This is a genomic window from Paenibacillus sp. FSL W8-0194 (assembly GCF_037969745.1).
GTDB classification, from domain to species: domain Bacteria; phylum Bacillota; class Bacilli; order Paenibacillales; family Paenibacillaceae; genus Paenibacillus_AQ; species Paenibacillus_AQ cookii.
This window is the reverse complement of record NZ_CP150205.1, coordinates 4,935,514-4,959,001: the sequence shown is the minus strand read 5'-3', so window position 1 is coordinate 4,959,001 and position 23,488 is coordinate 4,935,514. Positions and strand designations below refer to the sequence as shown.

General features: G+C 48.4%; 22 protein-coding genes, 5 tRNA genes and 1 pseudogene. 20 read left to right on the top strand and 8 right to left on the bottom strand.

What is annotated here, in order from left to right; all coding sequences use genetic code 11:
• Positions 1 to 48 precede the first annotated feature (48 nt).
• The 5 genes from MKY58_RS22725 to MKY58_RS22705 all read left to right on the top strand — a co-directional run bounded on the left by MKY58_RS22725 (position 49) and on the right by MKY58_RS22705 (position 4,943).
• On the top strand, positions 49 to 615 hold the full coding sequence (locus MKY58_RS22725; RefSeq protein ID WP_339322230.1) for a GbsR/MarR family transcriptional regulator: 567 nt from the start codon (positions 49 to 51) through the stop codon (positions 613 to 615).
• Between the two features lie 135 nt (positions 616 to 750).
• Positions 751 to 1,632 (top strand): DUF4362 domain-containing protein, encoded by an 882-nt coding sequence (locus tag MKY58_RS22720; protein ID WP_339322229.1) that lies wholly within the window; start codon positions 751 to 753, stop codon positions 1,630 to 1,632.
• 216 nt (positions 1,633 to 1,848) lie between these two features.
• Positions 1,849 to 2,397 (top strand): polysaccharide deacetylase, encoded by a 549-nt coding sequence (locus tag MKY58_RS22715; protein ID WP_339322228.1) that lies wholly within the window; start codon positions 1,849 to 1,851, stop codon positions 2,395 to 2,397.
• 671 nt (positions 2,398 to 3,068) lie between these two features.
• Complete coding sequence (locus MKY58_RS22710) at positions 3,069 to 3,566, top strand: winged helix-turn-helix domain-containing protein (RefSeq protein WP_339322227.1); 498 nt, start codon at positions 3,069 to 3,071, stop codon at positions 3,564 to 3,566.
• Between the two features lie 57 nt (positions 3,567 to 3,623).
• Entirely contained in the window at positions 3,624 to 4,943 is a 1,320-nt protein-coding gene (locus tag MKY58_RS22705) for an MFS transporter (protein ID WP_339322226.1), read from the top strand.
• 17 nt (positions 4,944 to 4,960) lie between these two features.
• Here the strand turns inward: MKY58_RS22705 and MKY58_RS22700 are convergent, their stop codons facing one another.
• Together MKY58_RS22700 and MKY58_RS22695 are read right to left on the bottom strand one after the other, a co-directional pair.
• On the bottom strand, positions 4,961 to 5,554 hold the full coding sequence (locus MKY58_RS22700) for a hypothetical protein (protein WP_339322225.1): 594 nt from the start codon (positions 5,552 to 5,554) through the stop codon (positions 4,961 to 4,963).
• An 11-nt stretch (positions 5,555 to 5,565) separates the two neighbouring features.
• A pseudogene (locus MKY58_RS22695) lies at positions 5,566 to 5,838 on the bottom strand (DeoR family transcriptional regulator); the annotation flags it as partial.
• Between the two features lie 297 nt (positions 5,839 to 6,135).
• Between MKY58_RS22695 and MKY58_RS22690 the strand changes: the two are divergent.
• Positions 6,136 to 6,948 carry an NPCBM/NEW2 domain-containing protein gene (locus MKY58_RS22690; RefSeq protein ID WP_339322224.1) on the top strand — a complete coding sequence of 271 codons (813 nt, stop codon included), beginning with the start codon at positions 6,136 to 6,138 and terminating at the stop codon, positions 6,946 to 6,948.
• Positions 6,949 to 8,001: 1,053 nt separating this feature from the next.
• Here MKY58_RS22690 and MKY58_RS22685 read toward each other — a convergent pair.
• A complete protein-coding gene (locus MKY58_RS22685) occupies positions 8,002 to 9,078 on the bottom strand; it encodes an SH3 domain-containing protein (protein WP_339322223.1) in 1,077 nt (358 codons plus the stop codon).
• Between the two features lie 221 nt (positions 9,079 to 9,299).
• Positions 9,300 to 10,208, bottom strand: a complete 909-nt coding sequence (locus tag MKY58_RS22680; protein ID WP_339322222.1) for a hypothetical protein — start codon at positions 10,206 to 10,208, stop codon at positions 9,300 to 9,302.
• Positions 10,209 to 10,360: 152 nt separating this feature from the next.
• Between MKY58_RS22680 and MKY58_RS22675 the strand changes: the two genes are divergently transcribed.
• The 7 genes from MKY58_RS22675 to MKY58_RS22645 all read left to right on the top strand — a co-directional run bounded on the left by MKY58_RS22675 (position 10,361) and on the right by MKY58_RS22645 (position 19,154).
• Positions 10,361 to 11,935, top strand: coding sequence for an S-layer homology domain-containing protein (locus MKY58_RS22675; RefSeq protein ID WP_339322221.1), 1,575 nt, complete (start codon positions 10,361 to 10,363; stop codon positions 11,933 to 11,935).
• A gap of 608 nt (positions 11,936 to 12,543) precedes the next feature.
• On the top strand, positions 12,544 to 13,638 hold the full coding sequence (locus tag MKY58_RS22670; RefSeq protein ID WP_339322220.1) for a DUF4367 domain-containing protein: 1,095 nt from the start codon (positions 12,544 to 12,546) through the stop codon (positions 13,636 to 13,638).
• Positions 13,639 to 13,846: 208 nt separating this feature from the next.
• Positions 13,847 to 15,034 carry an alanine racemase gene (gene alr, locus MKY58_RS22665; RefSeq protein ID WP_339322219.1) on the top strand — a complete coding sequence of 396 codons (1,188 nt, stop codon included), beginning with the start codon at positions 13,847 to 13,849 and terminating at the stop codon, positions 15,032 to 15,034.
• 232 nt (positions 15,035 to 15,266) lie between these two features.
• The gene (locus tag MKY58_RS22660; protein ID WP_036713120.1) at positions 15,267 to 15,548 is read left to right on the top strand and encodes a ribbon-helix-helix protein, CopG family; all 282 of its coding nucleotides are present in this window, start codon (positions 15,267 to 15,269) and stop codon (positions 15,546 to 15,548) included.
• A 3-nt stretch (positions 15,549 to 15,551) separates the two neighbouring features.
• Positions 15,552 to 15,902 (top strand): type II toxin-antitoxin system PemK/MazF family toxin, encoded by a 351-nt coding sequence (locus MKY58_RS22655; RefSeq protein ID WP_036648300.1) that lies wholly within the window; start codon positions 15,552 to 15,554, stop codon positions 15,900 to 15,902.
• Positions 15,903 to 16,087: 185 nt separating this feature from the next.
• On the top strand, positions 16,088 to 16,339 hold the full coding sequence (locus MKY58_RS22650) for a hypothetical protein (protein WP_339322218.1): 252 nt from the start codon (positions 16,088 to 16,090) through the stop codon (positions 16,337 to 16,339).
• 604 nt (positions 16,340 to 16,943) lie between these two features.
• On the top strand, positions 16,944 to 19,154 hold the full coding sequence (locus MKY58_RS22645) for a Tex family protein (protein ID WP_339322217.1): 2,211 nt from the start codon (positions 16,944 to 16,946) through the stop codon (positions 19,152 to 19,154).
• Positions 19,155 to 19,244: 90 nt separating this feature from the next.
• On the opposite strand, the gene MKY58_RS22640 is transcribed toward MKY58_RS22645, so the two are convergent.
• Positions 19,245 to 19,820, bottom strand: a complete 576-nt coding sequence (locus tag MKY58_RS22640; protein WP_339322216.1) for a CGNR zinc finger domain-containing protein — start codon at positions 19,818 to 19,820, stop codon at positions 19,245 to 19,247.
• 189 nt (positions 19,821 to 20,009) lie between these two features.
• Here MKY58_RS22640 and MKY58_RS22635 point away from each other — a divergent pair, with 189 nt between their 5' ends.
• Positions 20,010 to 20,477, top strand: coding sequence for a DinB family protein (locus MKY58_RS22635; RefSeq protein WP_339322215.1), 468 nt, complete (start codon positions 20,010 to 20,012; stop codon positions 20,475 to 20,477).
• A gap of 205 nt (positions 20,478 to 20,682) precedes the next feature.
• Here the strand turns inward: MKY58_RS22635 and cmpA are convergent, their stop codons facing one another.
• Together cmpA and MKY58_RS22625 are read right to left on the bottom strand one after the other, a co-directional pair.
• Positions 20,683 to 20,811 (bottom strand): cortex morphogenetic protein CmpA, encoded by a 129-nt coding sequence (cmpA, locus tag MKY58_RS22630; protein ID WP_156124654.1) that lies wholly within the window; start codon positions 20,809 to 20,811, stop codon positions 20,683 to 20,685.
• A 194-nt stretch (positions 20,812 to 21,005) separates the two neighbouring features.
• Positions 21,006 to 21,356: a hydrolase/acyltransferase gene (locus MKY58_RS22625; RefSeq protein ID WP_339322214.1), complete on the bottom strand. Its 351-nt coding sequence runs from the start codon at positions 21,354 to 21,356 to the stop codon at positions 21,006 to 21,008.
• 167 nt (positions 21,357 to 21,523) lie between these two features.
• Here MKY58_RS22625 and MKY58_RS22620 point away from each other — a divergent pair, with 167 nt between their 5' ends.
• The 3 genes from MKY58_RS22620 (at position 21,524) to MKY58_RS22610 (ending at position 22,207) form a co-directional block, all read left to right on the top strand.
• Positions 21,524 to 22,003 (top strand): SprT family protein, encoded by a 480-nt coding sequence (locus MKY58_RS22620; RefSeq protein WP_081992589.1) that lies wholly within the window; start codon positions 21,524 to 21,526, stop codon positions 22,001 to 22,003.
• Positions 22,004 to 22,035: 32 nt separating this feature from the next.
• Positions 22,036 to 22,111, top strand: a tRNA-Asn gene (locus tag MKY58_RS22615).
• A gap of 7 nt (positions 22,112 to 22,118) precedes the next feature.
• A tRNA-Ser gene (locus tag MKY58_RS22610) sits at positions 22,119 to 22,207 on the top strand.
• A 381-nt stretch (positions 22,208 to 22,588) separates the two neighbouring features.
• On the opposite strand, the gene tlp is transcribed toward MKY58_RS22610, so the two are convergent.
• The gene (gene tlp, locus MKY58_RS22605) at positions 22,589 to 22,804 is read right to left on the bottom strand and encodes a small acid-soluble spore protein Tlp (RefSeq protein WP_339322213.1); all 216 of its coding nucleotides are present in this window, start codon (positions 22,802 to 22,804) and stop codon (positions 22,589 to 22,591) included.
• A 216-nt stretch (positions 22,805 to 23,020) separates the two neighbouring features.
• Between tlp and MKY58_RS22600 the strand changes: the two genes are divergently transcribed.
• The 3 genes from MKY58_RS22600 (at position 23,021) to MKY58_RS22590 (ending at position 23,322) form a co-directional block, all read left to right on the top strand.
• A tRNA-Glu gene (locus tag MKY58_RS22600) sits at positions 23,021 to 23,092 on the top strand.
• Between the two features lie 48 nt (positions 23,093 to 23,140).
• A tRNA-Lys gene (locus tag MKY58_RS22595) sits at positions 23,141 to 23,216 on the top strand.
• 20 nt (positions 23,217 to 23,236) lie between these two features.
• Positions 23,237 to 23,322, top strand: a tRNA-Leu gene (locus MKY58_RS22590).
• Positions 23,323 to 23,488: the final 166 nt, after the last annotated feature.

Here is a 23,488-nt window from a genome sequence, read left to right as displayed (position 1 = left end):
AACGGAAAACACCCGAGAGAATGGCTGAACTATAAGGAGGTTGCAAGCATGGGCTTGGACCCGGGCAAAGAAGCGCAGCATGCGGCGCTGGACAAAATACGCAAACGTGTGATCGAAACGATCGGGCGAAATATGGACTTATACGGCATTTCCTTATCGACGGGACATCTCTATGGCCTGCTGTTTTTTGCGGACAAGCCGATGACGCTGGATGAGATGGGCGCCGAAATGAAGATGAGCAAAACCAGTATGAGTACGGGCGTTCGCACGCTTCTTGATCTGAAAATGGTAAACAAGGTTTGGGAAAAAGGCTCGCGCAAAGACCTGTATGAAGTGGAGTACGATTGGTACCAGACGTTTACCGACTTTTTTGACATCAAATGGAGAAAGTCCGTGGAATCCAACATGATGGTCCTTCGCAAAGCGACGGATGAAATGAATAAAATGGAGAAGGAATACGCGGAAGATCCGGAAATGATGGAGATGCTGCGCAAAGACAAAGCCAAGCTCCAGGATGCGTTCGCTTATTACGAGTGGCTGGACCGGCTGATCGATACCTTTGAAAACGGGGACATTTACAAGCTGGTACCGAAAGTGCCGCCCAGGGAAAATTAATCATAGAGGACCGGGATGCTTCAGGCTCCCAAGGTCCTTTTTTTGTGTCTTCTGCCCGTGGACCGGCGGTGTTGGAACCTTTTGTCAAGCGGGTACGTCAGGAAGGGAAAACGTCACGAGTAAGAGGGGGATTCTATGAAAAAGCTTGGCTTGCTAATGCTCATCGTTATGCTGACTTTCATCTTCGGCTGTTCCGACCGGCAGGAGCCGCAAAACGGCAAAAAAACTCCAGAAACGCCTCGCCATACGGAGAAACCGGGAGCAGACGGCCAAACATCCAAGGGCGCCGATGTGGTCGACATGCACGGGATGGTCAAAAACCTGGGACGGCTGGATGCTTTCGTGAACGAAAAAGAGGGAACGCAGCGGCTGATCCGGTACACGATCGAAGGCGATCCCATTTACCATGAGTTAACGCGCAAAAACGGCCGGGTTGAGTTGCGGCTGGATACGACGATGGACGAATACGGTTCGGGCACGGTAATGACCTTTGACTGCGGCCGGATGAACCGCGAGGAAACGGAAACGCAAATCCGGTATGTTCTTACGGGCTGCGCAGGGGAGAGGGAGGAGGTCGAGCTGCTGACGGTTCATTTTGACGTGAGCAGGCAGGACCGCTTCGATATAGTTCTGAAGTATGGTCCCGGCTTGAAAAATGAAATCAATACGGCGGAACAGAAGCTTGTAAAAAGCCTTGAAGGCGACAGCATGGCGGCGGTCAGCGACTTTGCCATTCCGGAAAAGGATCTCCAGAAAATATACCGCGCCTTGGTCCTTGCCGGTTACCTGACCGAGAAAAAGCTCTCTGCTGCCTGCAGCGGCCCCGCGGGGGATGCGTATGATCTGACGGTATACATCAACAGCGGCAAGCGGAATTTTCGGTGGAATTCCTGCGACGGCAGTCCGGACGGCAAGCAAATGACGGCGGTAGCGAAGGAAATCATCGGGATCGTACACTCTGGTTCCGTCTATCGGTCCTTGCCGAAGACGGCGGCGGAGCAAGGGACGGGAAAATAACTGCAGCGAAAGCACCTTTTTTTCTTTTTTTGCATGGTTTTGCCGATCCGGGCCGTCAAACGTTAATAGAAGCCATTCCTCGAGGAAAAAAGGCGGTCTGCTGCAGAAGACCGAATCTTGAACAGAAAGACGTGAACCCTATTGAATATGTTCGCTACGTTTTCAAAAGCAAGCGTTCAGTCGTTATGGATGGCCTGGGAATCGGTGTTTGACCAAATGACGAAATGGCGGAGTTCCTCCGTTCAAACCTATGGAATTTGCAAACTTGTGGTGAAGAGGCATCACGGAAAAAGCCTGGAATGCCATACCGGAGAATGGATTCATGCCGGCGATTGGGTTGGGGAGCTTCATTTGGACAACCGGCAGGTGCTCCGGCTCTCCAAGGAGCTGGGGGCCGACCGTGCGGCGCTGCTGACCGCCAGAATGCTGCGGAAATCGATGCAGGAGATCAGCGCGGCGTTCGAAACCGATCCCGGGCTAACGCATGTCAAAGCGCTGACCGGCATTACGCTGCTGCACCGCGGGATGATCCACGGGCTTGGCTTTGAGCTGCATCCGCTGAAGTCCAAGAGCTTCCGGATGTTCTCGACCTATTATTTGCGCCTGCTGCTCCGGGTGCTGCACCCGGAAGGGGGAGCCCGCACGAAGCGGCAAGTCACGAAGCTTGTCCCCAAAATGCTGCTGATGACGAGGCAGTCTTTGCTTTTGCGCTATCGGAAGGAAGCATGGGCAAAGGTCGCCGGAATGGCCGCGATCGTGTCATGACGGCTTGTGAAGCGTTTTCAAACAGCAGCCGCCATCTTGGATGGCGGCCTAAAGGATGTCATGGGGAACATGCGCCCGATGGCCTCACCAATGGTGCTTTTTCTTATGGGGTCTGCAGACGTGGCAACGGCTCCGTTTACAGTGGCCCTTCTTACACGGAATTTCCTGGCACCAGGAAAACGGATCGTGGTACTTTTTAACTTTTGGTTTATAGATAATGGTTGTGTAAGTGACGCAGCCTTTGACTTCTTTAAAACACCGCTTGAACTTTTTCGGTTTAGGATCGCATTTGCATGAATGTTTTCTCATGAAAATTTTCCTCTCCTAAAGGATATTGGTAGGCTTCCGTATACTATATTTCAGTCGGCCTGCCCTTGACAGGGACACGAAACCAGCTTCATGAAATATGGGCGACGAAGAGCGTTATATCCTTTGTTCTTCGATGACGGCCATGTGGCCGGCCACCGGAAAAAGCATGGAAATCCAAGGTACGACCGTTTCTTACAGTTGTGCCTTTATTTTTTTCGAAAAGAAAAGATGCCTATTTACAAATGGAAAATGGTGGGTTATGATAAAGCCATCTTATCGATCTAAAAAATTAGAATGAATTATAAATGTAGAATGATTAATTAAATTGGATCGAAATTTTAAAGAACGGGAGTGTCGCGTTTATGGAACAGAATGAGCACCAATCCATTGAAATCTCGGTGGAGCAGGCCAAATTGCTGGGGAGCGCCCAGCGGGTGAAGATTATCGGAGCGATCGTCGAGACACCGAAAACAGCCAAGCAAGTAGCCGATGAACTTGGGGAATCGCCGGGAAGCATCCACTATCATATTCAGAAATTGCACGACGGCGGATTGATCGATTTGGTGGAGACCCGGACTGTCGGGGGGATCGTGGAGAAATATTATAAGTCCAAGGCGAAGTGGTTCAACACGAAGGGAACGCAGCTTGTCGATCCGGTTCTGGCAGACGATTATCAAGCGGCATCCAGCACGAAAATGAACGTGAGAATGCAGCTCACTCCGGAGCAGCACGAGGAAATGACGGCCGAATTCAAGGCTTTGCTCGAAACATGGGTTGCGAAGACCTCGGCATCGAAAGCGGAAAACAGCCGGGAATATGCGATCGGAATTCGGGTGATTTCGGCGGAAACGGCAAAATAACCGGCCAAACCGGGTTGCTTGGGTTATGAATAATGACAAACGGGAAGGGTGTATGGGATGGGGATTTTTAAGAATCGTAATTTCACGCTGCTGTTCATCGGCCGGATCCTGACGAATATCGGGGACAGTTTGTATGCCGTTGCGGCCATGTGGCTGGTGTACAGCCTCGGCGGCTCCACGCTGTATACCGGGATCGCCGGATTTCTATCGATCTTGCCCAGAATCATTCAGCTCTTCTCGGGGCCCATGATCGACCGCGTGCCCCTGCGGGGCCTGCTGGTATATTCCCAGCTGTTTCAGGCGGTTTTGCTGCTGGTCGTGCCCCTTGCGCATTATTTTGATTTTTTGACGGTTGGGCTGGTGCTGGCGATTACCCCGATCTTAACGACGATCAACATGTGGTTTTATCCCGCGCAAATGTCGGCGCTGCCGAAAATCCTGGATAAAAAGCAGCTGACGCAGGGCAACTCCTTGTTCTCGTTTGCGTATCAAGGGATTGACGTTGCGTGCAACGCCGCGTCGGGGGCGCTCATTGTACTGCTCGGCGCGGTTGCGCTTTATTTGTGGAACTCGCTCGGCTTCTTTATCGGGGCGCTGCTGTTTATGCAGTTGAGAATCAAAACAATACCAAAGGATTCGTATAACAACGAACAGAAGATATTAAAAAACAAAACCTCGGAATCGAACACCCGTCGCACCCCGTTCAAGGATTACGTATCGGACATGAAGGAAGGGATTCGGCTGATCCTTGCCACGCCGTTGTCGCGCATCCAACTCGGCGTGATCGTCATCAACGCGGCGGGCGGGGCGACTTTTACGGTCATGCCGGCTTTTGCCGACCGATTGGGCGGGCCCGGGATCTATGGGATGCTGCTTATGGCCGGGGCTTGCGGAAGTTTGCTTGGCGCCCTTCTCGCGCCTTATATGAAGCTGGAGCGGGTTCGTCTCGGCATTGTTTTTGCCGCCGCTTTCTGCTTATCCGGGATCGCCTGGTGCCTGTGCGTATTCAACAGTTGGACGTGGCTCGTCGTGTTGGTTTATGGGCTGGCCTGGTTCCCGGGAGGCGTCACCAACGTCATCATCAATACGGTCATCCAAAAAGGCGTGCCGGAAAAAAACATGGGAACGGTTTTTGCCGCGGCTTCCGGGTTAAGCGGTATCGCGATGCCGCTGGGCAATTTGCTTGGCGGCAGCGCAGGCGTCGTGACTTCAAGCTCGGCCGTCATTGCCGTTTGCGGGCTCGCGGTACTGGGCGTGGGCATCTATTGGATGTTCGACCCGGTCACGCGAAAGCTGCCTGCGGCCGATGACGTGGATCAATCCTGGTTTGCTTCCCCGGAAAAAACGAATGCGGCGCAAGCGACCCCATCTCTATAATTCTTTATTCCTTTTCTTCATATAAAGTGGTGCGGCCCCGCAGGATGAAGTCCTTTACGGGGCCGTTTTTTACACCGGCTGAAGGCTGAAATGGTTTGCGAAGGGCCGGTTTGTTCAATCGGACTTTTAGTTGCTCTCGGTAAGGAGAGAATTCGGATCCATAGAGGTATCGGATGGGTATAGACCGATATTAGCGCCCAGCGCTGGTAGGCGTGGTTGAATCTGGCCGGGTAGATGCGCTCGCCGATGATGCTTTTGCCCCCGGCCTGCGTCAGCAGGGCGGTTAACGGCTGCTGCAAGTCGGTGGCAAACCCCGGGTACATCGCCGTCCGGACTCTGGTTGCCCGCAGCATTCCGGTAGAATGAGCCGTAATGGATTGCTCGTTTTCTTCGATCTCGATGCCGATTTCGCGCAGCTTGGCAATACAAGACCTAAGGTGTGCCGGTATGACCTCCTGGACGGTCACTGAGCCGCCGGTGACGCCGGCTGCCATTAAAAACGCGCCTGCGATCAATCGGTCGGGGATGACGGTGTAAGTACATCCTTTTAACGCGGACACGCCTTCGATCCGGATGGTATCGGTCCCCGCGCCGGTAATTTTGGCGCCCATCAGATTCAAAACGCCGCGTATTTCGAGATGGCGTCTTGGTGCGGCGCCGCATTTTCGTATCGAACGGATCTGGGCTGGGCCAGCGTCCGTACCTTCGGAGGCGGCGCTAACGGGACGGCGCCCCCGTATGTTTTTTGCAGCAGCCCCTGTTCCTCCATGATGGTCAGATCCCGCCGGATCGAATCAATCGACAGGTCAAACATGCCGGCGAGATCTTTTGCGATGACCCTGCCGTCTTTGACAAGCAGCTCCAATATCGGCTGCCGGCGTTCCTCAGCTAACATAAAGATCCTAGCATGGTTGATGATCAGGTATGATCTTATCCTGTTCCTGATTGTTCGTTATTGTCAATGCCAAAATCCATGTTGTTTCATTTTGTTTCAGCATCTTATCCGTTACCGAGCGGTCAGGCTAGTCGATATCATAAACTTTCCTGATTTAGATAGCTTTAAAAAAAGACCACACAACGGAGTGAGTGGGATAAAAGAACTAGTTTTATCGTTATTACAGCTAAAGATTATGCTTATATGATCCGATAATACCTATTAGTAGAACTAATTATCTAGGAGGAGAGTATCGTCATGTGCAAGAAACCTAACAGACCTAAAATTCTTTACTTCACAACAGGCTTTATTGCAGCCGCTTTGTTGACTTCATCTGTTACAGCATTAGCAGAGCCGGTCAAGAAACAAATTACGGCTTATTTTAACCACACTAAAATTTATGTTGACGGGCACCTGCTGCATGCGAAAGACGAAAAAGGAAATGAAATCGAACCTTTGGTATATAACGGAACCACCTACCTGCCTGTGAGAGCTGTCGGAGAGGCCTTTAACAGCAAAGTGAAGTGGGACGGCAGCAAAAACAGCGTCTATATAGGAAAGATTAATGCAGAAGACTACAATGTTTCTTTGAGCAAACTGGATTATTTGAGCGAGTCCCATCAAATTCAATGGGGTGGCTCCGACTGGGACACTTACGGCAACAATTCCATCTCGCCATGGGACGAAGAATCTGATCAGGACAATACAGGCGCCAACTATGAAAACGGGCTTCTTTTCGAGATGATCGGTTCAGGGACAGGAGGTACGCATGGCCTGGAATCGGAAAGAGAGTATCTTTTGAACCGGAAATATAAAAGTTTTCAAGGGGATTTTGTCCTCCATTACGAGAGCCGCTCCTCCACGGATGCTCATGCGGTCCTAAAGGTATATGGGGATGGAAACCTTCTCTACACCTCGGATGTTCTGGAGAAAGGCACGCTGCCGATTTCCTTTAATGTTAATGTTCAAGGCGTAAACAAGCTTAAAATTAAAATTACCAATACAGAAATGGATATGAAATATTCTGATAAATTGTATTTCGGTATCGTGAATGCCGGTTTTATGAAGTAGATTTTTCGCAACCTGAAATGTCTGACAAATAAAACCCGTGAAGATGCTCTCCTAAAGCGGCGGAATCAATTCTGTCTGTCTTAAAGGGGAGCGTTTTTCATTACGGGTTAGCTCTAACCAGCATGGATTTATGGCTGTGTACCGAGGCATATAACCCATCCCCGGCTTGTCAGGCTAGTCTGCATAGCTGGTTGAAGGCACTAAAAAGCCTCTCAGTCATATTTCTGAGGGGCCAATATTTTACTATCTAAAATTATGGCACAGTCCATAAAATGTTGAATAAAGTTGAATAATTTATGATTAAACATAAATATTTCCTCGATCTCGTTGTAGACTACCTGAATAAATTGAATAAAATGAATAAGATTTAGAATTTATCAGGACCATAACTAACTTAGGTCTAACTTTCTACGTACATACTTAATATTAGAATTTTGAGCTTATTCAGCTTATTCTATTTACTCATGACCTCACCGGCAAGTAGTCCCAATTTACTCTGCCTTTATCTGCAGTCTTTCTCTGGTTCCTCACCTTGTAGACTTTTAGATCTCTCAACCCGAATACTTTTGTTTGCCCAGAGTTTTCCATTCCCAGCTAAAGGCCTCTAACCCTATTTAACTAATGGAGAGGCGTGTCTTCACCAAATCTGCACGCAATTCTGTTTCTGGAATCCAATACATGATAAGCCGTTGTAGTATCCTTAGCAGATGCTACTTGAGAGGCATTTTAGGTCACTTGGTAATGAGCCACATTGATGCGGAACTTTGTGCTACCCTCACCTAGGTTAGCATATGGGTAAATACCACCTGTCTCTGACCCCGTAGCGCTAAGGCATCTCCGCAACACTACACTATCTGGCCTTCATCGGCACACTATACTTTGGGATGGTGGCTGCCACCTACACCGATGTACTTTCCCAAGTATCAACGAGAATCTCATACCACGTCCAGTCAACGCCTCTCCGATAAACGAAAAGGTATTTCTCTTGCTCCTACCGCCAATTAGGGCTATTTCTAACACTCTTGTTACCCCTACCTCGTTTAGTAATGCGTGCTAAAGATCCCCATCATAGTTATCTCTCTTTATCTCAAAAAATAGTGTATAGTTCGTATAACCATCCGCACCAGACATTATTGGCCCATCATATAAAATACCTGAGTCAAGAAGTCTTATGTTGCCTGTTTCCGTTGTTTCTTCATATTCACCAGCGGGCCCAGTTTTTGAAGACAGGTGAACTTTTGCTTTTCCCCTTCCCTGCTTGTCAAACACTATATCTCCAGATGTGGAAGCATGTGCTCCAAAGTAATTATTTGTATCCTCAATGTAAAATGAATAACCATTAATTCCTTTCTCCAGAATTATTGAGATATTCATGATATCATCTTCTTCAGGAACCATATGTCTCTCCCAAGTGCCCACATATGTATCTGGGTTGCTGATATCAAGAATAGTAGGGGGCAATATACTTATCACTTTACCACTTATCCACCCAGTTATTCCCGAATTTGTTTTAACATGATACCAAATGCGACCGTCATTAGAATCGTAGGTAGTTCCACCCAAAATTTTTAAAATGGAACTTTTCTCAACAATCGATATGGATACACTGTTTATTGAAGGTTCTTTTCGAATATTTGATTTCATGATAACTTGAGCGGAACTAGTATTTTTCTCATGCAGATTAAAATTCTGACCATCTGATTGTGCAACAACAGCACTACTAACCCACCCAATTGCCCCTTGATTGTTTTTAATGTTATACCAGATTCGATTATCACTCGGATCAAGAAATTTGTGGTGAAGGTATTCTAGATCTTGATCTTTCTTACCAATTGCAATTGTTTGCGATTTTATATTAGGAGATTTACGTATATTAATTGTGTCTGATATAACTCTCCAAAAGGCAACTTCTTTTTCAATACTGGACTCTGTTACTTCACTTGAATTTTTTTCTTCTCCCGAATCAACCAATTGTTTTTTTGCTGTTTTGTTTTCATTTTCATTCTGAGATGCTTTATCGACATGGAGACTGCTCTTCTCCCTTTCCACAATTTCAGTATTACTAGATGATGAGTCATTACACCCACATATCATAGTAAATAATAATAGTGAAATAATGATCTTTTTCATTAGTCCTCAACTCATTCCTGTGCATTTGTAAATCAAATAATAGAAATACTGCTCCCTAAATATCCTCCTGTAGCCGTAAAGCTTAAAAGACCAAGGGCATAAAAATTTGATCTTGGTCTTTTAAGCAGTATTAGTGCTGAAAATTTTTACCGAATTTCCTGTGTAGGATCTGCGTTTCGTGTAAAGTGATTATTACTGAGATAAATGGAGAGGATCCATAACTACAACTCCAACAATAAAGACGAAAAGGACTTTATATGTGGTTTCAAGACATCTTTATTCTTATTTATCATGTTATTATAAAGTTGATAAAACTGATCAATGTTACTCACTTGGGATGTTGAAATTTTATTACCATTTTTATATTTAGTAGCTGTGTAAAATTCATCTGCATCATAGTGATATATGGTTCCTGTATGCAGACGGTAATCAGTGGTGTTTTCGGAAGATAATGATTTATATGTACCCTCTGAAAAAGAAGAAGCTGACCCTTCTGACCCAACATGAAATCCTTGAAAGTAACCGTTTTTAATTTTGTTATAGTAACTTAAAGAGGCAATTTCTCCATTTTTCAAATTGGAGGATGATAACTTTTGTGCATCATTGTGAGAATAAACAGAAAATTGAATAACCTTTTGCTCATCAGTATAACTAAAATAATCTCCTAAATAAGAAGAAAACAAACTATAGCCAGTTTTGAATGAATTATTCACAAATTTCCCTTTGTAAACATTGGTTATATTAACGTCATCGCTGGTAAGCACGGTTTTCAAAATGCCGTTACCATTTTGGCGATCATTACTCCAGTATCCTTTGTATAGGGTGATTTCAACATTGACTAGTTTCCCTTCTTCGTTTGTAGTGGCATTACTGTAATCGGTAACTCTGTAGATTCCAAATCCAGATCTCTGTCCATTAATCCACGAACCAGAATAGGATTTATTTGCTCCCCATTTCATTGTACCAGCACCATTTGGTTTACCATTTTTCACTTCACCAAAGTATGTAGCTCCATTGGATAATTTTAAATGAACTTTATGTACTGCTTGGGTAGCTTCAATGTGAGAAATTCCAAAAGCATTTGATATGAGAGAAATCCCAGCCATTAAACATAAGATTTTCTTTTTCATATTTCCCCTCCTGTTTTTATCGCTAAGGTATCTATCTTGCTAGGTCTTTAGAACCTTATGATTAAAAATAATGGTATAATATACCTGGTTATTTGTCTAGAATACAATTAGAATCGGTCTATATACGTATAATTTTGGAAGGAGATTGATATATGAAAAAAACGTTATCACTTCTGACTGTTATCATCTTATCTTTTATTTTGATTAATTCTCCAGTTAACGCATCAAATGCCAATGAATTTTGGGCAAAACAAATTGTAATTAGTAATAGGGACACCCTTATACTAAAAAATAATGGTGATGTTATCGCATGGGGAGAAAATGACTACCTTGATGGATCCAATAAAAAAATAACAAAGCCTAAGAAGATAGCAGGCAGCGTGGAATTTTTATCACAGAATATTAATGATGGTGTCTATGCCATCAAGAAGAATGGAATTTCGTCAGGTGAGTGGGGTATTGGAAATTTAAAAGATTCTAAGCTGAAATATATTTCAAAATGGTATTCTACTTATGTAGTAATAAAAGATAACGGAGAACTTTGGGGTTGGAGTCATCCTGGTTATTATGGAATGAATGAAAAGCCAAAAAAACTGATGGATGATGTTAATCAAGCAATTGTTGATGACATGAATCTCATGATGCTTAAAGAAAATGGAGAACTTTGGTTTTGGAGTGATAGCTCAGATACTCCCCAAAAATTAATGAATGACGTTAAGTACATTAATACACGGAACGATAACTACTATCGGTCCTATTATGCAATAAAAGGTAATGGAGAGCTTTGGGGCTGGGGGGACAATATTTATAATCAGGTCGATCCGAACTCTTCTTTCGATGATATCTCTACTCCAACGATGATAATGAGCAATGTAAATGATGTATCTTCTGGAAATGGCTATGTAATGGTAATCAAATCAAATGGTGAGCTCTGGGGTTGGGGAAGTAATTCAGATGGACAAATAGGAATTGATTCAACTGAAGATGTAAGATCTCCAAAACTTATTATGGATAAGGTTAAACTTGTTTCTGCTGGTTCTTCAAAAACAGTAGCTATCAGAGAAGATGGGACGGTTTGGGCTTGGGGAGACAACTTAGGGGGATACTTTATACCTGATAAAAAAGAGGAGAAGATCCTGACCCCGGTAAAGATTATGGATGCTCCTGCTACCTTGTCGGTAGAAAAGGCAAGAGAATATAAAAATGCAAGCCAATGGGCTAAACCAGAACTGAGAGAAGCTGAAAAAAAGGGGTTATTGCTTCCTGTAACAAATCTTGATTTTAGTAAGCCAATTACGAGGGGAAAATTTTCGGAAATTACAGTTAAGTATTACGAATCATTAACAGGCGAAAAAATATCTGATGCAATAAAAAATCCATTTATTGATACTAAGAACAATAAAATTGTGAATGCCTATAATTTAGGAATTGTAAAAGGCACTTCAGAGAATATTTTCTCACCACAAAAAACAATAACAAGAGAAGAAATGTGCGTGATGTTGTATAGAGCCTTCATTATTGCCAGACCTAGTGCTGAAATCGACTATAAATATAAGCGGTTTGAGGACGAGAGTGAGTTTTCTTCATGGGCGAAAGATTCCATTAAGAAACTTCGTTCTCTAGAAATAATCCAGGGGGATAGTAATAATAACTTCAATCCTAAGAAGAATACTTCGGTTGAAGAAGCCGTAATTATGGCTTACAGATTGTTACAAAGAACTGACTGATTATATGCCAAAACTAGTATTACCTCGTTTATTGCCCGGGATTAGGAGCAGGCCGCAGTAAAGATCTATGAGATGTTGCAGGTTCAAGCGTTAAGGTAAGTACATGAAGGGAGCTTAAATAGGTTCCCTTTTTTTATGCTTGAGATTCATATGGCTTGTCTAACCTAGCCTAGCCAATCAAAAACTTTGAGTTTTGTGGCGCTCACGTGTAATTTTGAATAGTAATGGTCTTTTAATATCTAAACTAATCGGTTCTATTTCCAAGGGCGAACTCGCAGGTAATAAAATTACATAGGACTGGGTTATCTTGAAGTATACTGCAATCATGCTTGGGCTCGAGTTTGGGTTAAAATTTGAATGTAAACATTTGAATGTAAACATTTGATTGTATCCTTATACTATTACCACATTCATGCTAATATTTACAATGCATCAGACTGCTAAATTGGCCTAGACCAAAGAATCCGCGACGAACGCGGCCTTGCTGCCCTTCTGATGTACCGGAGGGTACAACCTGCTCGGCTTGTCAGGCTAGTCTGCATAATGTGAACAAGTCCCTCATAGACATGTATCAATCAAGTAAAACATGTGCTAAAGGGGATGATGTCATGCGCCGGATGTCATGGGTACTCGCCATGATCTTGTGCGTTACCGTCGTATTTGCCGGGTGCGGCAAAAAGGACGCCGCTTCCGTAGTCAAAGGATTAACCGATGTGGCCGACACACTGCAAAGCAAGGAGGGATCTTATAAAGGAACGGGCAAAATGACGTTGTATACGGGCGAAAAACCGCAGGAATACGACATTGAGGTCTGGTACCAAAATCCTTCCTACTACCGGATCAGCCTGACCAACGCGCAAAAGGACGTGACGCAAATCGTTCTCCGCAATGACGACGGCGTATTCGTCCTGACGCCCAGCCTGAAGAAAAGCTTCCGTTTCAAGAGCGACTGGCCCGAAAACCAAGGGCAGGTCTACTTATACCAATCCCTGGTGCAGGGCATCTTGAGCGACAAAACCCGCCAGTTCGCCGAGGACAAAGACGCTTATGTATTCGACGTTGCCGCCAATTACCACAGCTCATCCCTGGTTCGCCAAAAAATTTGGCTCAGCAAAGACAACTACGCTCCGAAGCAGGTCCAGGTATCCGACGCCGAAGCGCATGTCATGGTGGAAGTGAAATTCAGCGACTTCAAGTTCGATGCCAAGTTCGAAAAGGACTCCTTCGACATGAAACGGAATATGGCGTCCGCAGGCGATCCGACGCTGGGCATGGTGACGGAAGTGGACGAGAACGGAAATCCAATCTCCGCGGACGATTCGCAGGGAGCCGAAAACGCGGCGGCGCCAACAGTGCTTGGAGACTTCGGAACGATCGAACCGGTGTACATGCCGGAAGGCGTTGAACAGAAGGATGTCCACAAAATAGAGGACAGCGCAAACCATACGGTCCTTCTCCGTTATGACGGAACCTATCAATATACCATCATGGAATCGCGCTCCCCGGATCAGGCCGTATCCTCCCTGGCATCCGGAGATGTCGTCGATCTCGGCTTTACGGCAGGGCTGTATACCGAAGACGAGCAAAAGACGCTGACCTGGATGAACGACGAAGGCATCGAATTCCGCATCACGAGCAGCAACCTGCCATTCGACGAGATGAAAAAAATCGCCGTGTCGCTGCAGGAGCAGACCGGAAAATAACTTCACGCGGGCGGATTCTCCGCTGCAGGGCAACTGCTCTGCGGCAGGGGAATCCGCTTTTTTGATTGCGGGATGGATCGGTACGCCCGCGTGGTACGGTAAACATGCCCGAAACCGCCCCGCCGTGGTTCATTGACAGTGGCCTTTTCGAACATTACGATTAATGAGCGAGCTTGGCGTAAAACGTAAGAGAAGGTGACTGCAAAAAATGCAAGTTCAATATAGAGCAACACGGGCGGAAATCAATTTGGATCATCTCATCGAGAACTATAAAGCATTCCGGCATGCGCTTCCCGAAGGGATGCGGCTGCTGGCCTGCGTCAAGGCGGACGCTTACGGCCATGGCGCCGTGGAAGTGGCAAGAGCGCTGGAGCAAGCCGGCGCGGACTATTTGAGCGTCGCCTTTCTGGATGAGGCGATCCAGCTTCGCCGGGCAGGCATTCAGGCGCCGGTGCTGGTGCTGGGGTATACGCCCCCGGAAGGAATCCAGGCCGCCTGGGAGCATCGGGTGACGGTGACCGTATTCAGTCCCGAGGTGCTTGAGGCGATCCGGCGCCTGCCGGAAGCAAGCCTTGAGCGGCCGCTCAAGGTGCACGTCAAAATCGACAGCGGCATGGGACGCCTGGGGCTGCTGCCCGGGGACGGCGCGGTGTCCTTCATCGAGGAGGCTGCGGGTCTGCCTCAGGCTGAAGTCGAAGGGATGTTCACCCATTTTTCCAAAGCCGACGAAGAGGACAAAAGCTATACGCAGGAGCAATACCGCCGTTTTGCCGGCGTCGTTGCAGCCATGGAGCAAAAAGGCATCCGCCTCCCGATACTCCATACCGGAAACAGCGCGACCGCGATCGACATGCCGGAGCTGAGCTTCAACATGGTGCGGATCGGGATCAGCCTATACGGCTTGTACCCATCGGATGAGGTCAACCGGCAGCGCGTGGCTCTGCGCCCCGTCATGTCGCTGAAAACCAACGTTTCGTTCGTCAAAAAGCTGCCCCCGCATTGGGGCGTAAGTTATGGCGCAAGATATGTAACAGAAGCAGAGGAAATGATCGCTACGCTCCCGATCGGGTATGCCGACGGTTATTCCCGGATGCTGAGCGGCAAGGCAGAGGTGCTGATCCGCGGGCGCCGCGCGCCCGTGGCCGGAACGATCTGCATGGACCAGTGCATGGTGTCGCTCAAATCCTTCGGGAAAGAAGCGGAAGAGATCGGGGCCGGCGAAGAGGTGGTGCTGTTCGGCAGCCAATCCGGCTCAAGCATCACCGCCGACGAACTGGCTTCCTGGCTTGGCACGATCAACTACGAGGTCGTCTGCATGATCGCGGGCCGGGTGCCGCGCTTGTACGTTCGCGGCGGAAATTCCGTCCGATTGGTCAACTCTCTCCTCCCTGAATAACAGGAAAAAAATGGCCGCCCGACTTTTCCGAAACAGCTAGCAGGAATAACTTGCCTGCTTCTCGAATAAGGATTTATGCCGAGATTGTCTGTACGGACACCGCGGCTGTAGTTTATAATGGAATGCAGCATACCTGATATACCTTCGGCATATATATTCCTTTGTATAAATTTCCTTGAATAAAGTAATACTGGTGCACAAGGGTGTGAAGGTTGTGGGGGTGGAAGAAAAGGTGGCTAATATGCAGAATACCAAACGAATTATGATCAGCTTGCCGGATCATCTTTTGCAGGAAGTGGATGGCATCGTTGCTATGGAAAATTCCAACCGCAGCGAATTGATCAGGCAGGCCATGAAGCTGTATCTGATGGAACGGAAAAAGCGTTATATTCGCGAGTCCATGCAGCGCGGTTACATGGAAATGGCCAAAATCAATTTGACGATGGCCTCTGAGGCGTTTCATGCGGAGGAAGATGCAGACAGCACTTTAGGTCGCTTAGTGAGCGGGGTGTAAACATTGATCGTAAAACGCGGCGACGTTTTTTTTGCGGATCTGTCACCCGTTGTCGGTTCTGAACAAGGCGGAGTAAGACCGGTGCTGGTCATCCAAAACGATATCGGCAACCGTTTCAGCCCTACGGTCATCGTAGCGGCGATTACGGCCCAGATTCAGAAAGCCAAGCTGCCGACGCATGTGGAAATCGATGCGGCTTCGCATGGCTTTGACAGGGACTCTGTCATATTGCTGGAGCAAATCCGGACCATTGACAAGCAAAGGCTGACGGACAAAATCACCCACCTGGACGAGGAAACGATGAAAAAGGTGGATGATTCCCTGCAGATCAGCTTGAGCTTGATCGACTTTTAACCATGAATAGTGCAGTGAAAAGGCGTGCCCGGGGGGCCGCCTTTTTTCGTTTTTTTTTGCGGCTGTTTGCCTGGGAAAAGAGGGGGAGATGATATTTTGATGCGAAATTCGGCATAGCAGAGGCGAAACTTTTTTTGATATTTAAGTTAAAAAAAGGTTTATAATGGTAAAAAGGAGGGGATTTATTGTTTAAAAATATTCATTTAAAGGAAATCCTTATGAGGCTACTGGCCTTAATTTGTATAATTATAGGCGCTCGGTATCTTCTAAATAGTACTAGTATGGGGGATGACCGTGCTCTGGAATTTTTAACTGCCGTGGGAGGAAGCACGGATTCCGCCGACCTGAAAGCCCATTTGGAATCATACATTATCGGATATCGTTTGTTTGGAGGAATATTATTATCTGTTGGTTTATTTCGTTTTTTACAGAAATAATCAAAAAGAGGAGGCTCACAAAATGTGAACCTCCTTTTTATCACATCAGTCCTGTAAAAGTTGACGGCATCCTCTTCCAAAATACTTTGGAGGGATCGCTTTTTTGAACTTCGACATTCCCCCTCGTTAGATGGATCCCCCCCTTGTGGAGAAAGTTTCCACCGCCCCAAATCCTTGATAGACCGCGTAAAAAGATTGTAAAATACAAGCCTCGCACCCGAGCATTTTTAACAAAGCGTTAACGCAAATGCCGACGAAACCGGCAGACTGAAGGGAATAAATGCCCCCTGAAAGAAGCATCTGCCATCCTTGTTTGCCTCTTCCAAAGATGTCCGCTGGAAATGTAGGCAAAAGTTTGTGATAATATACAAGAACCTTGCTTCACTTTTTAGAAAAATATCTAAATTTTTTAGACCGTTTGACGAGGATTTTACGCCAATTTGGAACTTGAAGCTCCATGCCTTGCATGTAATGCGGGTGGAGAACGAAATTTTACATGACAACCATAAATGCATAAAAAGCGCCATTAAACGAACGAAATATACGAACGAACGATGCAATTGTCGCCGAAACAAGCGAATTGAACGGGAAAGAGGGATTTCATATGACGGAAAAAGCAGTTGTCGACATGAATACGGAAGAACAGAAGGCGATCGAACAGGAACGGATCATCCAGCAGACCGCGAAGGAATTGCAGCTTTCGCTGAAGCAGATCCGCACGACGGTCGAGCTTCTGGACGAAGGGAACACCATTCCGTTTATCGCCAGATACCGTAAGGAAATGACCGGAGAACTCGACGAAAACCAGCTGCGCGATATCGAGGAACGGGTTCACTATTTGCGCAATTTGGAGGAACGGAAACGCGAAGTCATCCGGATCATCGACGAGCAGGGCAAGCTGACGGGCGAGCTGAAGACGGCCATCGAGAAGGCGGTCAAGCTGCAGGAAGTGGAGGATTTATATCGTCCATACCGGCAAAAACGCAAAACGCGGGCAAGCGTCGCCAAGGAAAAGGGACTGGAGCCGCTGGCGGAATGGATCATGGGGCAGCCGAAGCAGGGGGATCTGCAGCAGGAAGCCGCGAAATACGTGGATGCCGAAAAAGGCGTGGAGAACACGGACGACGCCATTGCCGGCGCAATGGACATTTTGGCGGAAAACATGGCCGACGACGCGACGATCCGCTCCTGGGTACGCCGTTATACGATGGATCATGCGATGCTGACCTCGGAGGCCAAGGATGCCGAGCAGGAATCGGTGTACGAAAACTATTACAATTACCGCGAGCTTGCCAAAAAGATGCCGCCTCACCGGATTTTGGCGATCAACCGGGGCGAACGCGAAAACGTGCTCAAAGTGGGGCTTGAGGTATCGGCCGAGCCGATCCACAATTTCATGGCGCGCCAGACCGTAAAGGGGCCGTCCATCGTGCAGAACGTCCTGACCGCGGTCATTGAAGATGCGTACAAACGTCTCATCGCGCCTTCGATCGAACGGGAAATCCGCGCAGAACTTACGGAAAAAGGGGAGAATCAAGCGATCTCCATCTTCTCCGGCAACCTGCGCAGCCTGCTGCTGCAGCCGCCGGTCAAAGGCAGATGCGTGCTCGGCGTAGACCCGGCGTACCGGACGGGTTGCAAGCTGGCCGTCGTCGACGAGACGGGCAAGCTGCTTGAGGTGGCGGTCACCTATCCGACGCCTCCGAACAACAAGAAAAAGGAAGCCGCGGAGAAATTCCGCGAGCTGATCAACAAATACGGGATCGAGCTGATCGTCATCGGCAACGGCACCGCTTCGCGCGAAACCGAGCAGTTCGTGGCGGAAGTGATCGGGGAGCTGCAGGATCGTAACCTGGCGTACCTGATCGTCAATGAAGCGGGCGCGAGCGTATATTCGGCGTCAAAGCTGGCGCAGGAAGAGTTCCCGGACCTGGACGTAGCGGAACGGAGCGCGGTTTCCATTGCCCGCCGGGTGCAAGACCCGCTTGCGGAGCTGGTCAAAATCGAGCCGAAAGCGATCGGCGTCGGACAATACCAGCATGACGTCTCGCAAAAGCATCTGGACGAAAGCCTTAAGGCAGTCGTGGAATCGGCCGTCAACCACGTCGGCGTCGACGTCAACACGGCTTCGCCGTCGCTTTTGTCTTACGTGGCCGGGGTCAACGCGACGCTGGCGAAAAACATCGTGAAATACCGCGATTCGAACGGCAAATTCATCAGCCGCAAGCAGCTGCAAAACGTGCCGCGCCTCGGCGCCAAAACGTATGAGCAATGTGTCGGCTTCCTGCGGATTTCGGACGGGGAGAACCCGCTGGACCGCACGCCGATCCACCCGGAATCGTATCCGGTGGTCGATCGCTTGTTCAAGGAGCTGGGCATCGGCATGGACAAGCTGGGCACGCAGGAGCTGTCGGATTTGCTGGCGCAGCAGCATGTCGGCCAGCTCGCCGAAGCGCTTGACGTCGGCGTTCCGACCTTGCGCGACATTTTGGAAAGCTTGCAGCGCCCGGGCCGCGACCCGCGCGAGGAGCTGCCGCTGCCGATTTTCCGGACGGACGTGCTGAAGATCGAGGATTTGTCTCCGGGCATGGAGCTTCAGGGCACCGTGCGCAACGTGATCGACTTCGGGGCCTTCGTGGATATCGGCATCAAAAGCGACGGACTCGTGCATATTTCGCAGCTGAGCGAAGGTTACGTCAAACATCCGATGGACGTCGTCTCCGTCGGGGACAATGTAACGGTTTGGGTGCTGAACGTGGATTTGAAAAAAGGCCGCGTCGGTTTGACTATGCGCAAGCCGAAAGATCAGCAATAGAAGGCGGTAAAAACGAATAAGCCCCTGTCGAAAAAATCGATAGACCGGGGCTTATTTCCGCATGTCTTTATAAGGGAAGTCGGTTATTCTTCAGGGGGCGTCCGGGTTCGCTTGAACGGGGGCGGAGAGCTTCTTTTTGGCCCGGAAACGCCGCACCTTCATCAGGTTGCCGCACATTTTGTCGTCACAATACCGCTTGGAGCGGTTGCGCGTATCGTCATAATACACCCAAAGGCAGTCCGGGTTGTCGCAGATGCGGATTCTGGACGTTTCGCCATTCGCCAGCACGGACGCAAAGGAGGCCGCTATTTCGGCCATGCTTTGCGTCCAATCGGCGTTGGCCGGAAGATACGCCAGGCTCACGGCTTCATCGGCCGCACGGGTCAATTTGCGGTATACCGGCGCTTTTTCCATCCAGTCGTTCAGCATCCCGATCTGATCATCGGTCATGCTTTCCCCGGCGACGATCCGGCCAATGAGCTCCCGCAGAAATGCCCGGAGCTTTTTTAGTTCGCGGAGTTCCGCTGGATCCGGAAGGGTGGCGGCGGTAATGCCGTTTTCCTGCATAAACCGGCGAAGCCACGTTTCCTTCTCCAAACGGTCCTCTTCGCGTCCGCTGCCCCGCCAATCATGCCAATGGCTGTTCACGAAATCATCCCATAACATGGCCTCAATTCATCCTTTCTATATGAGCATTGTAGCAATCACGGATGGCTTTTGCCATCTTTGGCCGCGAACCGCCGGGAGAAAACCGTTTTAAACATATTGGCTGTTGTGCAGGAAGAATATGTATGCTATTCTCGTTGTAACTACCGTATATTAATTTGATGGTTACAATGAAATGGAGGCGATGGAATGAGCATCCGGAATTTGCTGCTGAAATATTGGGGTTATTGCATGGAAAAGGAAGATTGGTATCCGCCGCTGCAGCCCGCCCTTCAAAATGTATCGTTTGAGCAGGCGCTGTGGAAACCCGCCGACGGGGCGGCCAACAGCATTTGGGAAAACGTCCAGCATCTTTTGTATTATAAGGAGCGTTTGCTGGCCCGGCTAAAGGGGACATCCGGTGCTTTCAACCTAAGCAACGATGAGACGTTCCGCATCTTTGAAGCGAGCCGCGAAGGCTGGGAGCAGGCCAAATCGAGGCTTATGGATGTTCACGCAGCGCTGCAAAGCGAACTGGAGCTACTGCCGGAAGAGGAGCTCGAAGTGCATCCTCAACGTTTTATGAGTTTGATTACCCACGATGCCTACCATACGGGTCAAATTGTGTTATTAAGCAAGCTGCAAGGCGTCTGGCCGGCAACGAGAAGCTTTGAATAAGCGTCAAGATTTGGGGGATGCCCCCGCTTCCTTTTTAAAATAAAAATTTCTGCTGCTGGCCGTGTTTCGGGGGGAAGAGAACGGATACGACCAGGGGTTCATAACCAGCCTTCAGGACAAAAAAGAAGCCGGACGTTGACCGTCCGGCTCGTTTTCTTGCTTTAGGTTTTTGCAACCTCTTTGCTTGCGTTATGGATGTCGAAACTTATGAGTGATCCGAGCCCTCGCTGCCTGAATTGCGGTAAAAAAACCAGCAGTCGTTCAGCAGCTTGATTTGGCGTCTGTCCTTTTTGCGGAAGGCGCGTGTCAGTTGATTGCAGAGCCATTGCGGCAAGGGTATCTCCTCCTCATGCAAAACCGTCTGTATGGATAGCATATGGGGAAGACGCCCAAAGCGTGCAGGTCTACATCGTTTTATGAGGCGGATCATGCCGCGAACATCCAAGCAATCGACTTTTGACGTAAAGCGGACCCGAACGGGACGCGATGTGCCCTCTCTCTAGCGGCGTGCGCCTTTAAACATGGACGTCAGACGGCTTCTTCCTCGTACCATTGCTCCAGCTGCGCCTGCAGGGCCCGGATTTCGGTGAGCAGCGAGATGAGCGGATAGTTTGTTTCATTGAGGGAAGCAAAAGATTTTTCCAGTTCGTTGATATAATCCAGGCCGCTTACGATCGCGGACGTTTCCTGCAGCAGCTCGAGATGGTCGCATTCGGCCACGGCTAGCGGCAGCTCCGGCGTACCCTGGGCGGTAAGCTTGCTGACTTCCTTATGGAGCCTCAAATTCAGCGCGCTGAGCTGATAAGCATAATCGGCGGGCATCTCCACGTATTGGAGCTTGTCTCCCGATTGCAAAATAACGTATCGCATGTTTGGCATTATGATGGTTCTCCCTCCGTACTTGCTGCTTGCATATCGATGCAAATCAATCCTTACTTGACAGTGTAGCTTAGGGTGAAGTTAAAATTCAAGTAGATTCCTGCGCGGAAATACTCGTGTCCGTGCAAATAGACGGAAAGGGAGCATTGATGAAGGACATGCCGATCATGAGCAACGACGAGCTGCAGGAGTGGGTGGAACGCGTATCGCTGGAGAGCTTCGGCGTACCGTTCAGGCATCGGGCAACGTTTAATGCGAGATTGTCCTCCACGGGAGGACGATATTTTACGCATACCCATGACATTGAAATCAACCCGCATCAGCTGGAGGAAAACGGCAGGGAAGAGGTGGAGAAAATCATTAAGCATGAGCTTTGCCATTACCACCTGCACCTTGCCGGAAGAGGGTACAAGCATCGCGATTCCGATTTTAAAACGCTGCTCTCGCATGTGGGCGGAAGCCGGTTTTGCAGCACGCTTCAGAGCCGCGGAGGGAGAAAAACGCTGCCGTATCGTTACGTCCTGGTTTGCCAGGGATGCGGGATGAAATATATGCGCAAGCGGAAGGTGGATACCAGGCGTTTTCGATGCGGCAAATGCAGGGGAAAACTCCGGCAGACGACGCTTGACTCGCCCCAAAAATCATGATAAATTATGTATTGTCACCATATTGAAAACGTTCCCCGATAGCTCAGTCGGTAGAGCACTCGACTGTTAATCGAGTTGTCACAGGTTCGAGTCCTGTTCGGGGAGCCAGTATCTTGGAGAGATACCCAAGTGGCTATAAGGGGACCCTCTGCTAAGGGGTTAGACTGCGTAAGCGGTGCGAGGGTTCGAATCCCTCTCTCTCCGTTTTGGAATACTTCGAGAACTCCCAGCGCTTTAGCGCCTGGGAGTTTTTATGTATAGGGATGAGAACCCTCGAAGAGGGGGCGTCGGAGCATAGGCATCGATAGGAACAGCGTCGCAGTCCCGAGCGAAGGGAGGGTATCCCTCTCTCTCCGTTTTGGAATACTTCGAGAACTCCCAGCGCTTAGCGCCTGGGAGTTTTTATGTATAGGGATGAGAACCCTCGAAGAGGGGGCGTCGGAGCATAGGCATCGATAGGAACAGCGTCGCAGTCCCGACCGAAGGGAGGGTATCCCTCTCTCTCCGTTTTGGAATACTTCGAAAGCTCCCAGCGCTTACGCTGGGAGCTTCTTCTGTTCTAGGGATGGGAACCCTCGTTTCAACTTATTGATTTTTTTCGTCTTGGTATTCGGCTTCAAAGCCTTCGATGGCTCTTTCGCGCTTCGTATTTTTGTGCTGGAGATTGTGGAGCTCTTTCCCGGAGATTTCATCGGCATGCTCGTCCAGGTAATCGTTCGTTTTTTGGATGTTTTCGCGCGTATTGTCGATGGCGTTTTGGATTTTTTCCGCGTTGTCGGAGCGGTTGTCAGGTTTAGCCATGGTTTCGTTCTCCTTTGATGTGTGTATTTTAGGTTCAGGATTAAATCATCCCGGTGATGACATACCAATCATAAGATGCCGGATTAAGGCCAAACTTATTCATCCATGACGCAAAAAAAGGCCCGTTCCAAAAGAAATAAAAAAAATTTCAAAAAGGTACTTGTCATGTCCCAGAAATTCTGTTAAGATAATTTCTGTTGTCACGATTGATAATCTGGCCCGTTGGTCAAGGGGTTAAGACACCTCCCTTTCACGGAGGTAACAGGGGTTCGAATCCCCTACGGGTCACTTCTTTCACTTTTACATGTATTGGCGCACATCTTTGTGAGTCATCGAGAGCCATTAGCTCAGTTGGTAGAGCACCTGACTTTTAATCAGGGTGTCGAAGGTTCGAGTCCTTCATGGCTCACCAGTTTTATTTTCCCTAAACGTGCGGTAGTGGTGGAATGGCAGACACGCTATCTTGAGGGGGTAGTGGGCGTATGCCCGTGGAGGTTCGAGTCCTCTCTACCGCACCATAATCATAACGACGACAGTCCTTGCGAAGCCAAGGATTTTTTTATGTTCAAAAATAAAAACAAAAGCGCACCGATGCCGCGAACCGAGGATTCTGACGGGTACCTCGCGGCAGCAGGTGCGCTTTTTTGGTGAATTTTAATAAGGAATATGAGTTCGGAATAACGC